The 13,439-nt window shown below is 66.1% G+C and carries 14 protein-coding genes; 12 read left to right on the top strand and 2 right to left on the bottom strand.

What is annotated here, in order from left to right:
• Nucleotides 1-136 precede the first annotated feature (136 nt).
• Genes lepB through BN3906_RS00680 form a run of 3 tightly spaced genes read left to right on the top strand, consistent with a single transcriptional unit; the run spans nt 137 to nt 1,901 of the window.
• Complete coding sequence (gene lepB, locus BN3906_RS00690) at nt 137-901, top strand: signal peptidase I (protein WP_066582988.1); 765 nt, start codon at nt 137-139, stop codon at nt 899-901.
• Nucleotides 902-943: 42 nt separating this feature from the next.
• Nucleotides 944-1,585 (top strand): ribonuclease HII, encoded by a 642-nt coding sequence (locus BN3906_RS00685; protein ID WP_130841177.1) that lies wholly within the window; start codon nt 944-946, stop codon nt 1,583-1,585.
• A gap of 10 nt (nt 1,586-1,595) precedes the next feature.
• On the top strand, nt 1,596-1,901 hold the full coding sequence (locus tag BN3906_RS00680) for a DUF2469 domain-containing protein (RefSeq protein WP_066582981.1): 306 nt from the start codon (nt 1,596-1,598) through the stop codon (nt 1,899-1,901).
• Here BN3906_RS00680 and BN3906_RS00675 read toward each other — a convergent pair.
• Nucleotides 1,885-3,183: an MFS transporter gene (locus BN3906_RS00675; protein ID WP_066582978.1), complete on the bottom strand. Its 1,299-nt coding sequence runs from the start codon at nt 3,181-3,183 to the stop codon at nt 1,885-1,887. The genes BN3906_RS00680 and BN3906_RS00675 overlap by 17 nt on opposite strands.
• 277 nt (nt 3,184-3,460) lie before the next feature.
• Here BN3906_RS00675 and BN3906_RS00670 point away from each other — a divergent pair, with 277 nt between their 5' ends.
• From BN3906_RS00670 to BN3906_RS00655, 4 genes are all read left to right on the top strand, one after another.
• Nucleotides 3,461-3,853, top strand: coding sequence for a YraN family protein (locus tag BN3906_RS00670; protein WP_066585682.1), 393 nt, complete (start codon nt 3,461-3,463; stop codon nt 3,851-3,853).
• 2 nt (nt 3,854-3,855) lie between these two features.
• Nucleotides 3,856-5,445, top strand: a complete 1,590-nt coding sequence (locus BN3906_RS00665) for a YifB family Mg chelatase-like AAA ATPase (RefSeq protein ID WP_455550256.1) — start codon at nt 3,856-3,858, stop codon at nt 5,443-5,445.
• Nucleotides 5,442-6,746 carry a DNA-processing protein DprA gene (gene dprA, locus BN3906_RS00660; protein ID WP_261796790.1) on the top strand — a complete coding sequence of 435 codons (1,305 nt, stop codon included), beginning with the start codon at nt 5,442-5,444 and terminating at the stop codon, nt 6,744-6,746. The genes BN3906_RS00665 and dprA overlap by 4 nt, the downstream gene beginning before the upstream one ends.
• Nucleotides 6,747-6,857: 111 nt before the next feature.
• Nucleotides 6,858-7,925, top strand: a complete 1,068-nt coding sequence (locus tag BN3906_RS00655) for a tyrosine recombinase XerC (RefSeq protein ID WP_066582976.1) — start codon at nt 6,858-6,860, stop codon at nt 7,923-7,925.
• A 55-nt stretch (nt 7,926-7,980) separates the two neighbouring features.
• On the opposite strand, the gene BN3906_RS00650 is transcribed toward BN3906_RS00655, so the two are convergent.
• Nucleotides 7,981-8,592 (bottom strand): murein hydrolase activator EnvC family protein, encoded by a 612-nt coding sequence (locus BN3906_RS00650; protein WP_066585680.1) that lies wholly within the window; start codon nt 8,590-8,592, stop codon nt 7,981-7,983.
• Nucleotides 8,593-9,080: 488 nt separating this feature from the next.
• On the opposite strand from BN3906_RS00650, the gene rpsB reads away from it, so the two are divergent.
• The 5 genes from rpsB (at nt 9,081) to BN3906_RS00625 (ending at nt 13,433) form a co-directional block, all read left to right on the top strand.
• On the top strand, nt 9,081-9,920 hold the full coding sequence (rpsB, locus tag BN3906_RS00645; RefSeq protein ID WP_066582975.1) for a 30S ribosomal protein S2: 840 nt from the start codon (nt 9,081-9,083) through the stop codon (nt 9,918-9,920).
• A gap of 76 nt (nt 9,921-9,996) precedes the next feature.
• Nucleotides 9,997-10,815, top strand: coding sequence for a translation elongation factor Ts (gene tsf / locus BN3906_RS00640; protein WP_066582974.1), 819 nt, complete (start codon nt 9,997-9,999; stop codon nt 10,813-10,815).
• Between the two features lie 298 nt (nt 10,816-11,113).
• Nucleotides 11,114-11,809: a UMP kinase gene (pyrH, locus tag BN3906_RS00635; RefSeq protein WP_066585674.1), complete on the top strand. Its 696-nt coding sequence runs from the start codon at nt 11,114-11,116 to the stop codon at nt 11,807-11,809.
• 182 nt (nt 11,810-11,991) lie between these two features.
• Entirely contained in the window at nt 11,992-12,549 is a 558-nt protein-coding gene (gene frr, locus BN3906_RS00630) for a ribosome recycling factor (RefSeq protein WP_066582972.1), read from the top strand.
• The gene (locus BN3906_RS00625) at nt 12,549-13,433 is read left to right on the top strand and encodes a phosphatidate cytidylyltransferase (protein WP_066582970.1); all 885 of its coding nucleotides are present in this window, start codon (nt 12,549-12,551) and stop codon (nt 13,431-13,433) included. Before frr ends, BN3906_RS00625 begins: the two co-directional genes overlap by 1 nt.
• Nucleotides 13,434-13,439 lie beyond the last annotated feature (6 nt).

Here is a 13,439-nt window from a genome sequence, read left to right as displayed (position 1 = left end):
GCCGGGGCACGGGATACCGGGGCGGAGAACACGTGGCCCGGGAACTGTGGAGATCGGGAACTGCCGGCACCGGCTGGTAAAGTGACGGCGTGTGACCTACCCCAGCGACGCCGCCCCCGGAGAGCCGACCCGACCCATGTCCGAGAGGGAGAAAGTGGCCGCCCGGCGACGTGCCGAGGAGGAGAAGCGGGGGAAGAGGAAGACCTACCCCTGGTGGGTGGAGTTTCCCGTCATCCTCGTCATCGCCCTGGCACTGCTGGCACTGTTCAACAGCTTCGTCGGCAGGCTCTACCAGATCCCCTCCGAGTCCATGGAGCCCACTCTCCACGGCTGTGAGGGGTGCACCGGCGACAGGATCTTCGTCAACAAGCTGGCCTACGATTTCGGCAGGACGCCGGAACCCGGGGACGTCGTGGTCTTCGTGGGCCCCGACTCCTGGAATGACAGGTACGTCTCCCAACGCTCGGACAACAGCCTCACCCGGGGGATCCAGACCGGACTGTCCTACATCGGGATCCTCGCACCTGACGAGAACACCCTGGTCAAGCGAGTCATTGCGACAGGCGGGCAGACTGTCCGCTGTATCGAAGGTGATCCCGGCGTCATGGTCGACGGTCGGCAGGTCGACAGTTCCTACATCCAGGATCCTGCGACGTATCCGGTGGACCCGATGACAGGGTCCGACGCCTGTGGCGGAGCGTACTTCGGCCCGGTCACTGTTCCGGAGGGAAACCTGTGGATGATGGGCGACAACCGGACGAACTCCGGTGACTCCCGCTACCACGTCGGTGATGAACTGCAGGGGACCGTCCCGGTCGCCAACGTCGTGGGCAAGGTCGAGGCCCGGGTGTGGCCGCTGGGCAGGATCGGCGGGGTCGACGACCCGGACATCCAGAGGTGACCTGAGGTGACCGCGACGGTACGTGCCGTTCCCGTCCGCTCCATGCCGGACGGGCGGACACTGGAGTGGGCGGTGCACAGGGCAGGTCTCGACCCCGTCGCAGGAGTGGACGAGGCGGGCCGCGGTGCCTGCTGCGGACCGGTGACGATCGCGGCCTGCATCCTGCCTCCCGGCCCACTGCCGTCCCTGCGGGGACTCACCGACTCCAAGAAACTGAGTCCGGTGAAGAGGGAACAGCTGTTCGGGGCGATAGTCGAGGTCGCCGTGGACTACGCGGTAGTTCACATTCCGGCGTCCTACGTGGACACCTGGGGTATCCAGCACGCCAATCTCGGCGGGATGCGGCGTGCGGTGGCCCGGCTCACGCACCGCCCCGGCTACATTCTCACCGACGCGATGAAAGTCGACGGATTCACCCGCCCCCACCTTCCGGTGGTCAAGGGTGACCTGGTGTGCCGGTGCATCTCCGCGGCCAGTGTCCTGGCGAAAGTGTCGCGGGACAGACTGATGGTCGACCTGGACGGGGCCTACCCAGGCTACGGGCTGGCGGAGCACAAGGGGTACGGGACGAAGGCTCACATGGAGTCGGTGAGTCGTCTCGGTGGGACGCCGGAACACCGTTACACTTACTCGAACGTGGCGACCGCACATGCGCGGTGGCTTCAGATGCAGCAGAAAGGGTGATCCGTACACCGTGAGTGCCGAGGATCTTGAAGACTACGAAGCCAATGTCGAGCTTTCCATGTACCGGGAGTACCGCGACGTGGTCAGCCAGTTCAGCTACGTCGTCGAGACGGAGCGGCGCTTCTACCTCGCCAACGCCGTGGAACTGATACCGCGTAACTCTGGCGGGGAGGTCTACTACGAGGTGAGGATGTCCGACGCCTGGGTGTGGGACATGTACCGTCCCGCCCGGTTCGTCCGCTACGTCCGGGTCATCACCTACAAGGACGTCAACATCGAGGAACTCGACAAGCCGGAGCTCAGGCTTCCCGAATAGACGGTCCACCCGTTTTCGCCGAGTTCCTGAGCCGCGGACTGATGACAGTGCACACCGCCACCGCCGCGGTGACCGCCGCACCCGCGGCCACCGGTACCGAGGTCCCGACGCCGTAGAGCACGGTACCGAGAGTCGGGGCGACGACCATCGTCAGCCCCATCGTGGCTGTCACCAGACCCGCGACGCCTCCCTGTTCCGCCTGTGTCACCTGGAGGCTCGCGCCGGCGGTGAATCCGGGAGTTGCCGTTCCCATTCCCACAGCGACCACAGCGACCCCCACGTAGAGCAGCGCGGTGGTCAGCGGGACGGAGGACGTTTCCGGGATGAGGACCACGAAACCTGCTGCCGCGGTGGTCGCCCCGACGCGCAGCAGCTTCCCGGGGGACCACCCTGACCGTGGCACGACGAGTACCTGTGCGGTGACAACCCCGGCACCGGCGGTGAGCAGTGCAAGTCCGGTGAGCAGGCCTGCGCGGTCCTCGCTGACACCGATGCGGTCCTGGACCAGGAATCCGACGATGATCTGAATGAAGCCGAGCGCGAGATACATCCCGAAGCCGCAGACCAGGAACGGGAGGACGCGACGATCCGTGGGACGCACCGGGCGGGGACGCCTGACAAGCTCCGCAGGAGGCTGACTGTGCAATCTGGTCCGTACGAGCAGTACCGACAGAACCAGCAGGACAGGTACCGTCACGAGGGGAACCACCAGCCCGAACACGGCGAGCAGGCCCCCGAGGGCAGAGCCCGCTATCTGACCGACACCCTGTACCGCGCCGAGACGGGCCATGCCGGTGACCCTCGCATCACTGTCGACACTGCCGTCGGCGGAGGTGGTGGCGTCGGCGACCGCCGCCTGCGCGGTCGGCGGTACCGCGGCGACGGAGGCGCCGAAAAGTACCCCGCGCAGGAGAAGGAAGAGCACGAAGAGACCGGTTCCCCCGACAATTCCGGCAGTGCCGAGAACCGCTACCCCGGCGAACAGGGCAGTCGTGACCGCTGCAGCCGCCAGCGCGGCGGTGAGGACACTACGGCGTCCGGCGGACTGGGAACGACGTCCCCACGCCGGGCTCGTCAGTGCGACCATCAGAGCCGCCGCGCTGACGGTGACCCCGACCTGCCAGTCGGCCAGTCCGACTGTGCGGGCGAGCGGGGCGATCACGGGACTCAGCGACATCTGTGCCACAACCGTGATGAAGGTGACTGTCAGGAGTACCCGGATCTGTCTGTCCAGGGACACGGGCTGCCTGTCCCGGACAGGTGACGGTGCGGTATCCGGCACTGGACGGCTCCTTCGTGGGATCAGTGGACCCGGGTCATCCTACCTGCCGGGCCGGATTTCGGACAGCCTGCCCTCACCGGCTGTCGACGGTACCGGTACCGGTAGCGCGACCGGCATCGTCGGGGGGAATCTATACAGGTGGACGGGTCTGACATCGTTGCGGACGGCCAGGGCACGCCTGTGCTGTTGTCCACAGGCGTCGACCTGTCCACAAGGTGCAGGCGGGACCGTCGACAGCAGGACATGCCGCGCCGGACCGGGTGCCACAGTGCAGGACATGGACCATCACACAGCCAAGCACAGCCGTAACCTCCGGAAGGTCGGCGCCTCGGGCGAGGACACAGCCGCAGCCTGGTTCACCGGCCGAGGGTATGAACTGCTCTGCAGAAACTACTTCACCTCACGGGGGGAGATCGACATCATCCTCCGGACCCCGGAGTCAGACCCGGACCACCCGGCCCTGGTGTTCGTCGAGGTGAAGTGGAGACTTGACGACCGCTACGGCCGGGGAGCGGAAGCGGTCACCCCGGTCAAACTGGCCGCCATGCGGCACGCCGCCGTGCGGTGGCTCGCGGAAAACCCCCGGGAGCGCACCGAGAACCTCCGGTTCGACGTCCTCGACATCACCGAGAAGGAGATCACCCACTACGAGGGGGTGGGAGAATGGTGACCGTGGGGGACCACTCACGGGTACGGGTCGGCCAGTCCCACGGCATGGGAATCGACGGTCTCACAGGAATACCGGTGACCATCGACTGTGACATCAGCAGAGGCCTGCCGGGAATGAGCATCGTGGGGCTGGGTGACGCGGCAGTGGTCCAGGCACGGGACAGGGTCAGGTCCGCAGTCATCAACAGCGGGATGCGGTGGCCGAGGTCACGGATAGTGGTGAGTCTCTCCCCGGCCTCTGTCCCGAAGTCCGGCTCCGGATTCGATCTGCCGATGGTCCTGGGCATCCTGGTGGCACAGGGTGATGTCCCCGCGGAGAGTGTCAGACAGGCGGTCGCCGTCGGCGAACTGGGGCTCGACGGGACCGTCAGGGCAGTGGCGGGAGTCCTTCCCATGCTTCTCGCGGCACGGCAGGCGGGCTTCCTCAGAGCTGTCGTTCCGGCATCGAACCTCCGGGAGGCCCGCAGGGTACCCGGAATCGAGGTGACCGGTCTCAGTCACCTCACCCAGCTGCAACCCTGGGCGACCGGCGCTCTGACAGATGAACGGCAGGACCCCGATCCCACAGTCGACGACGGCGGACACCGCATTCCGGACCTGTCCGACGTCGCAGGTCAGTCCGCCGCCCGCCGGGCACTGGAAGTTGCCGCGGCAGGTGGCCACCATCTCTGGCTGTCCGGGCCACCGGGGACGGGGAAATCCATGCTCGCCCGACGCCTGCCCGGCATACTGCCCCCACTGAGCGAACCTGAACAACTGGAGGCCGCCGCGGTGCACTCCGTCGCCGCAGAGAAAGGCGGGATGGACGGGATCTGGGCACGCGTCCGTCCTTTCATCGCCCCGCACCCGTCCCTCACAGTGCCCGCCCTGATCGGCGGCGGGTCCGGCCGGGTACGTCCGGGAGCTGTGAGCCTGGCACACCACGGAGTCCTCTTCCTTGACGAGGCTCCGGAAATCGACAGAGGAGTGCTGGAAGGCCTCAGGGTGCCGATGGAACGTGGCACAGTCAACATTGAACGGGTACGCAGGACAGTGACCCTTCCCGCCCGTTTCCAGCTGGTCCTCGCTTCCAACCCCTGTCCCTGCGGTGCGGAGGAAGCAGCGGACTGCAGGTGCAGGGCAGGAGCACGGGACCGTTACCTCCAGAGAATCTCCGGGCCGCTACGTGACCGGATCGACATCCTGGCACGGACAGGTGGAGGCCGTTCGGTGAACGTCTCCGGCACCGTGGACAGCTCGGCTTCGGTTCGTGACCGGGTCTGTGCGGCAAGGGAAAGAACTGTCGCACGTCTGGAGAGTTTCCGTGGTGCCGGGTGTTCCGGGAGTTCCGGAACCTGCACGGACCCCGGTGTTCGCACCAACGCAGGAGTTCCGGGTCCACTGCTTCGACGGGAGTTCCCGGCGACGGACGCCGCAATGCTCCTGCTCCAGGACCGACTGCGTCACGGCGACCTGTCCCAGCGCGGTGTCGACCGGGCGCTAAGGGTGGCATGGACGTTGGCGGACCTGGCGGAAGCGGGACGTCCCGGGGTGGGCGAGGTGATGGACGCCGTGGAGATGTTCACCGGAGCTGTCGGGGAGGTGGGGGTGTGACAGGAGAGAAGGGGCAGGGACTGTCGCGCAGGGAGGCGTGGGCGGTGCTGCGTAGGCTGGTCGAGGCGTCACGGACCGACATTGTCCGGCTGCTGTGGCCGGACGGGGATTCATCGGCCCCGGCCGAGGTTGAGCGGGTCGTCTCCGCCCTCGGGAAGGGCAACGGAAGTCTACCCCCGGCGCTGAGAGGGCTGACACCTGCCAGGTCGGCACTGGTGCTTCGTCGTGCCCGTGAGGATCTGGAATGGGCTTCCGTCCACCACTGGCGGTTGATCACCCCGGACGACGACGAGTGGCCCACCATGAGACTGGATGAGGCATTCAACTGTATCGGTGATCTGGACACCGCTGAACCGGCTGATGACGGAGACACGGCCCCGGGCCCGCGTGGCGCAGAGGCCGGGGCACGGCAGGGAGTCACCGCCTCGGATGCCCCGGAGACAGGGGTCCGCAGGTCAGCGGCACGACCTTTCGCACTGTGGGGCCTCGGTCCCGCACAACTGTCAGGAACGGTGGAAAGGAGCGTGGCTGTCGTCGGGACCCGTTCGTCGACCACCTACGGGGAACGCACCACCCACCGGTTCGCCGGGGAACTCGCCGCCGCCGGCTACACCGTAGTCTCCGGTGGAGCCCTGGGAACAGACACAGCAGCGCACCGGGGTGCACTCGAGGCGGGCGGGAGCACCGTCATGGTCGCGGCCTGCGGGCCAGGGGTGGTGTACCCCCGGAGCAATGCGGACCTGTTCCGGCAGATTGCCGGGACCGGACTACTGGTCACCGAGTACCCGCCCGGGACAACTCCGGCACGGTATCGGTTCCTCACCAGAAACCGACTGGTCGCGGCGCTCACACGGGGTACGTTCCTGGCGGCTGCCGGATACCGCTCCGGCGCGGTCAACACCGCCAACTGGGCAGATGCCATGCTTCGGCCGGTGATGGTGCTCCCCGGGCCCGTCGATTCCGCAGCTTTCGTGGGATGCCACCGGCGGATCAGAGACGGTGCCGGCACACTTGTGACCCGCTCCTCGGAGATACGGGAGATCATTGAACCGCTTGGCAGTGTGGACTGTGACGGTCAACTTGACCTGGAGTTCACCGCGTCCCCGGTACAACAGCTCAGCCGTGACCAGCTGTCCGTGTTCGACTGCTGCGGCATAGTTTCCGACGACACCGGACGCATCGAACAGATCGCCGGACAGACAGGCCTGCCACCGGTGGCGGTGGTGCGGACGTTAAGGGAGCTGGAGAATATCGGCCTGATCGTGCGCAGTGGAGACCGGTGGCTGAAGAACGATCGATGAACGCCGCCGGGTGGAGGGAGGAGAATCAGGCAGATACCCCGTCGGCTCCCCGGCAGTCGGCCCACCGCTGCCGCACCGGGTGCTGACCGGACACTGAACTAGGGTGGTGACATGTCCTCCGAGACACATGCCGAGACACATGCCGGCGCATCCGCTGGCACCCGTTCCGAGACACTCCGGGCGGTCGACACCTACCTGGAGTACCTCGAACTGGTGAAAGGCCGATCCGCGAACACTGTCCGCGCCTACGGTTCAGACCTGCGTGCCGCGTTCGAAAGTGTCCCGACCCTGGAGGGATTCACCCTCGAACACTGCCGGAACGTCCTGGACTGGGCGGTGGAGAACGGAGACTCGAAGACCACACTCGCCCGGATCGCCTCCAGTCTCCGCGGATTCGGAGCATGGCTGGTGCACACCGGTAAGGTTCCCGCGAACCCGGCCGGTTCGCTGCAGACCCCGAAAACGTCGAGAACACTGCCACGTGTACTGCGGACGGACCAGGTCGCACTGGTGCTCGATGAGGCGCGCGCACGCGCCCTGGGCGCACCCGCGGACCACCGGGACAGCGGAGAAGACGGAGCCGGTGACGGTCACACAGAAGACAACCGTGCAGAACCGGCGGGGGAACCCGGCACACCTGACCCGGTGGCGGTCCGTGACTGGGCGATGCTCGAACTGCTCTACGCCACCGGAATCAGGGTCTCGGAACTCGCCGGTGCAGACACCTCCGACCTTGGAGGCAACGGAGATCCGGGGGCGCGCAGCCTCCGCGTCAGAGGAAAAGGCGGGAAGACACGGGTCGTCCCCTACGGCCCCACCGTCGAAGACGCCCTGAGACACTGGCTGTCCGTCCGCCCGGAACTGCTGCCCGAACACGGTGCAGGAACCGGTCGTCCCGCCCTGTTTCTCGGGGTCCGGGGAGGGCGCATCGATGTCCGTCAGGTCCGTACCGTCGTCCACCGTGCCACCGCAGGTGCCGGTGTCCCTGAAATCGCACCGCACGGGCTGAGATACTCCGCGGCGACCGCGGTACTCGACGGGGGAGCGGACCTGAGGGTCGTCCAGCAGCTGCTCGGACACTCCTCGATGAACACCACGCAGATCTACACCCACGTCGGTGCCGAAAGACTGCAGCAGGTGTACCGCCGGGCCCACCCCCGCTCCGGGTCGCGGGACTAGAAAGAGGGCGTCACAGCACGCACCCGGCTACGGTCAACGTCCCCGACCGCCGGGGTCAGCGCCACAGGCGGACATGGACCGGGGCGAGCAGCGTCATCGGATCGATGTACCGTTCCGGACCCGGCGCACCGTCACCGGCCGTGCCGGAGTCCGGGAAGTCAGCCGTCTGCAGGACAGCTCCCCAGTGCAGTCCGGCGTCCTTCCGGGCGGAGCCAGGCAAGGTGCCGGCGTCCGCGAGTCGGCCTAAGACCTGGCCGCGGATCACCATCTCACCTGCCGACACGGCGGCGATGACCGGCCCATAGGTGGTGCGCAGTCCGTTGCCGTGGTCCACGGACACCGTCGGGGTACCGGCGACCACGCCGGCGAAGCGGACAGTCCCGGACTCGCTTGCACGCACCTCGTCACCGGCCCGGGCGTCCAGGTCGACGCCACGGTGCCCCGGTCTCCAGTTCTGCTCCGGAATGTCCGCGGGTACCAGGACAGTACCGGAGACCGGCCTGGTGTGGGTGGGGGAGACCGCGGGAGTGTCTGCGGAGCGGGTGACCACGACCGGTGGACGTTCCTGTGCCGCTGCCAGGGAGGCGGCGGAGAATCCGCTGGTCGGACCGGTCAGGAGCACCGGCAGGACGAGCAGACGGAGGCAGAAGGCGGAGGTACGCGACATGTCTCCAGCATGGACTGCCCGGGCGGGCTCGACCGGAGGATCCGTGTCACGGTGGACCGGGCTGCCGCGGGTGTCCACAGGCAGGGTCAGCGGACTTGGGAATGATGCACTCAAGGAGTAGCATCAGTCCCTGCAGTATGCCCGTCCGGTGGTCGGCAGGTCTGCTGTGTCATCTGTCACCTCCCACGCAGAAGGTCGGACGACACGGTCCTGATTTCACGGTCACAGTCACAGGTGTGCTGACATCGCGCAGGTTCAGCGTGATCCTCAAAGGGCCCGTCCGTCAACGGTTCCCCGCACTCGTGCGGGGTCTACTGGGCGGGGACAATCCAGGATGCCTGCCAGGTCAGCCGATGCACGACCCCGTCACAGGGACGGGAAGTGCCCGGCCGAGAAAAAACCGTCAACCCAGACTTTGTGAAAGCGAGGAAGGGGAGAGGCACCGGTCACCGGGATGGTGGTCCGGCAGCGGACTCCCCTGAAACACCATGGCTGTTGTCACCATGCGCGAGCTGCTGGACGCCGGCGTCCACTTCGGTCACCAGACCCGTCGTTGGAACCCGAAGATGCGTCGATTCATCTTCACCGACCGTAACGGCATCTACATCATCGACCTCCAGCAGACGCTGACCTTCATCGACGAGGCCTACGAGTTCGTCAAGGAGACCGTCGCCCACGGCGGGAACATTCTCTACGTCGGCACCAAGAAGCAGGCCCAGGAGGGCATCGCCTCCGAGGCGCAGCGCGTCGGGATGCCCTACGTCAACCACCGCTGGCTCGGCGGTATGCTCACCAACTTCCAGACTGTCGCCAAGCGTCTGCACCGCCTCAAGGAACTGCAGGCCATGGATGCGGCGGAGGACGGCTACGCAGGCCGGACCAAGAAGGAAGTCCTCATGCTGACCCGCGAGCGCAACAAGCTCGAGCGCGTCCTGGGCGGCATCGCGGACATGACCAAGGTCCCCTCCGCACTCTGGATCGTCGACACCAACAAAGAGCACATTGCCGTTGCCGAGGCCAAGAAGCTCAACATCCCGGTCGTCGCCATCCTCGACACCAACTGCGACCCTGATGTCGTCGACTTCCCGATTCCGGGCAATGATGACGCCATCCGTGCGACCAACCTCCTGACCTCGATCATCTCCTCCGCCGTGGAGGAGGGCCGCAAGCTGCGCGCCGAGCGTCAGGAAGCTGCCGCCAAGGAGACCGCCGGGGACGCCGAGGTTGCCGAGATCGTCGTCGAGGCCGAGCAGGCCGAGCCTGAGAAGGCCGCGCAGATCGCCGAGGCCGAGGTCAAGGCGGAAGAGTCGGCCCCGTCCGCCGAGTAGTACCCCTTTCCTGCAGTACCTTAGGGTCGGGTCGACCCCGACCCCACAACTTCAAGTACAAGGAGGATCGCCGCACATGGCGAACTACACCGCCGCTGACGTCAAGAAGCTGCGTGAGACCACCGGCTCCGGCATGATGGCCTGCAAGAAGGCGCTGGACGAGGCCGAGGGCGATTTCGAGAAGGCCGTCGAGATTCTGCGTATCAAGGGTGCCAAGGATGTCGGTAAGCGCGCCGAGCGCACCGCCGCCGAAGGCCTCATCGCGGTTTCCGGTGCGACCATGATCGAGATCAACTCCGAGACCGACTTCGTCGCCAAGACCGAGGAGTTCATCGCCTTCGCCGACCGTGTCGCCGAGGCTGCCGCGGCCGCCGGTGCGAACTCCGCCGAGGAGCTCGCTGCTGTCCAGGTCGACGGCAAGACCGCCCAGGAGGCTCTTGACGAGCTCTCCGCCAAGATCGGTGAGAAGCTGCAGCTGCGCCGCGCCGTCACCCTCGACGGTGACAAGATCGCCGTGTACCTGCACCACCGTTCGGCGGATCTGCCCCCGGCCGTGGGCGTCCTCGTCGCCTACACCGGTGACGACGAAGCTGCCGCCAAGGGCGCTGCCATGCAGGTTGCCGCACTGAAGGCCCAGTACCTCACCGACGCCGAGGTCCCTGAGGAGATCAAGGACAAGGAGCGGGAGATCGCCGCCGCGACCGCCCGTGAGGAAGGCAAGCCGGAGAAGATCATCCCGAATATCGTCCAAGGTCGCCTCAAGGGCTTCTTCAAGGATGTCTGCCTGCTGGACCAGCCGTCCGTGACGGAGTCCAAGAAGACTGTCAAGCAGGTCCTCGACGAGGCCGGCGTGACCCTCACCGGGTTCGTCCGCTACGAGGTCGGCCAGAACTAGGGGATCGGCCGGGGCAGCAGTCCCGGAGACCACCTGAGGCTGACAGAGCCCGTCGTCCCACCGCAGTGTGGGACGGCGGGCTCTGCCGTTTGCTCGCGCCGACACGGTGGAGACGGTACGGGGTGTGGAGTTCACGGATTCACCCGCGGCGCACCGTGAGCTGGTGCACGACGAGGTACTGCGGGCAGGCTAGGATTGACCACCGGACCAATTGACCACATCCCCACTAGTTCCCCAAGGAGATCCCACGGTGACTGGCAGCGAGAATTCCGACAGACGGCCCGGCTTCAAGCGGGTGATGCTGAAACTCGGCGGCGAAATGTTCGGCGGTGGGAAAGTCGGTGTGGACCCTGATGTCGTCGAGAATGTCGCACGTCAGATCGCCGAGGTCGCCCGCGGGGGTACGGAGATCGCGGTGGTCATCGGCGGGGGGAATTTCTTCCGTGGAGCGGAACTGCAGCAGCGGGGAATGGACCGGGCCCGTTCGGACTACATGGGGATGCTGGGGACGGTGATGAACTGCCTGGCACTGCAGGACTTCCTGGAGAAGCAGGGCATCGACACCCGGGTGCAGACCTCGATCAACATGGCGCAGGTCGCCGAGCCCTATCTGCCGTTGCGTGCCGTCCGCCATCTCGAGAAGGGGAGGGTGGTGATCTTCGGTGCCGGTATGGGTCTTCCGTACTTCTCCACCGACACGACCGCCGCCCAGCGTGCCCTGGAGATCGGCTGTGAGGTCCTGCTCATGGCCAAGGCTGTCGACGGCGTCTACAGTGACGACCCGCGTACCCATCCCGACGCCGAACTGTTCACGCGGATAAGCCACAGTGAGGTCATCGAGCGTGGGCTGAAGGTCGCGGACGCCACCTCGTTCAGCCTCTGCATGGACAACCGGATGCCGATGCTGGTCTTCAACCTGTTGACGGAGGGCAACATCGCCCGCGCTGTCGCAGGTGAGGACATCGGCACCCTGGTCGTCACCCCCGCTGCCTGAGCGGTCCGGCCCGGGGCGTCCGGGGGACCTGGTAAGTTCACGGTTGAAATATCTGCCGTGGCCGTCCCCCGGGCGCCGCACACATGCACACACGCCCGGACGAGAACCCGGCACCTGACCCGGAACCCGGCCTGACGGCCGTGGGCGAACACTGAACCCGAATCCTGTACATGAGGACAATCATGATTGACGACATCCTGCTCGACGCTGAAGACCACATGTCCCGCTCTGTGGACCACATCCGTGAGGACCTGACCACCATCCGCACCGGTCGTGCGAATCCGGCGATGTTCAATGGTGTCTTCGCCGAGTACTACGGCGTCCGGACCCCTGTCACCCAGATGGCGACGATCAGTGTGCCTGAGCCACGGATGCTCATCATCCGGCCGTATGAGATGTCGGTGATGAACGACATCGAGAATGCGATCCGCAACTCGGACCTGGGCGTCAACCCCACCAACGACGGCCAGGTCCTGCGTGTGACCATTCCGCAGCTCACCGAGGAGCGTCGCCGGGACCTGGTGAAGGTGGCACGCTCCAAGGGGGAGGACGCCAAGATCTCGATCCGCAACATCCGCCGTAAGGGGATGGACGCACTGCAGAAGATCCAGAAGGACGGGGATGCCGGCGAGGACGAGGTGAAGGCCGCGGAGAAGGAGCTCGACAAGATCACCCACTCCTACGTCGGGCAGGTTGACGATGTCGTCTCGGCCAAGGAGAAGGAGCTGATGGAGGTCTAGTGGACTCCCGCCCCGATTCCGGCCGGTTCCATCTTCCGCAGCCGAAGAATTCTGCCGGCCGTTCTCTGCCGGTCGCCATCAGCGTCGCCGTGGGTCTCGGGATCCTCGTGGTCGCCTGCCTCATCGTCCCTCACGCGTGGTACCCGCTTATCGCGGTGGCGATGGGGTTGGCGACCTGGGAGGTGTGCCGGCGTCTCAACGAGAACGGCTACGACGTCCAGTTCCCGGTACTGTTCACCGGGGGACAGGCGATGATCTGGTTGTCGTGGCCTTTCGGCGCCACCGGACTGCTCTCGGCGTTCGGAGTGTCCGCCCTTGTCACTGTGGTGGCGAGACTGTTCCACAAGGGCAATGACGTCAAGCCGGTGAACTGGCTCAGGGATGCCGGTGTGTCCGTGTTCGTGCTCATCTGGATTCCGCTGTGCGGTGGATTCGGTGCGATGCTGTCACTGATCTCCCGTGACGAGGTCTCCGGCTGGGCGTTCATCCTCACTTTCATGCTCTGTGTCATCGCCTCTGACGTCGGTGGTTACGCGTCCGGGGTCTTCTTCGGCAGTCATCCGATGGCACCGGCGATCAGCCCTTCAAAGTCGTGGGAGGGTTTCGCGGGTTCACTGCTGCTGGCATCTGCGGTCGGTGTCGCCTGCATGGCACTGCTGCTGAAGTTCCACGACCCACTGCACATCGTGCTGGGCCTGGGGCTGGGGACGGGACTGTCCCTGTGCGCGATTCTCGGGGACCTGGTGGAGTCCCAGTTCAAGCGGGATCTCGGTATCAAGGACATGTCACGAATGCTGCCGGGCCACGGGGGAATGATGGACAGGATCGACGGGATGCTGCCCGCGGCGATGCTGACCTGGGTCATGCTCAACGCCGTGTCCTGACAGGGC

Origin of the sequence: Corynebacterium provencense, from assembly GCA_900049755.1 — a bacterium.
In the GTDB taxonomy this organism is placed as follows: Bacteria; Actinomycetota; Actinomycetes; order Mycobacteriales; family Mycobacteriaceae; genus Corynebacterium; species Corynebacterium neomassiliense.
The sequence above is the reverse complement of the archived record's forward strand: the minus strand, read 5'-3'. Positions and strand labels throughout refer to the sequence as shown.